Origin of the sequence: Microvirga sp. HBU67558, from assembly GCF_018069605.1 — a bacterium.
Classification (GTDB): domain Bacteria; phylum Pseudomonadota; class Alphaproteobacteria; order Rhizobiales; family Beijerinckiaceae; genus Microvirga; species Microvirga terrae.
Genome location: NZ_JAGPUP010000013.1, coordinates 1 through 234, shown reverse-complemented (window position 1 = coordinate 234; position 234 = coordinate 1). Strand labels below are relative to the sequence as shown.

The window sequence follows — 234 nt, the reverse complement described above, 5'->3', positions numbered from 1 at the left end:
GTCGGCGCTGGAGAGCGACACGCCTGCGTCCCAGGAGTTGTGGTCGGCCGTGCCGGTGGTCTTGAGCTTGCCGGTCCCGTACGAGATGTTGTTGCGGAACACGTGCCCGGCCGCGGCATCGAAGTAGAAGTTGTAGATGCCGTTGTTGTAGGCGGTGTTGTTGTAGAGCGTCAGCTTGGACACGCCGCCGTTGCTGCCGTTCTCGTCAAAGCCGTTCATCTTGTTGCCGAAGGC

Annotated in this window: 1 pseudogene; it reads right to left on the bottom strand. The window is 61.5% G+C overall.

Annotation, left to right across the window (positions count from 1 at the left end):
• Nucleotides 1-234: pseudogene (locus KBI52_RS00050) on the bottom strand (hypothetical protein); the annotation flags it as partial.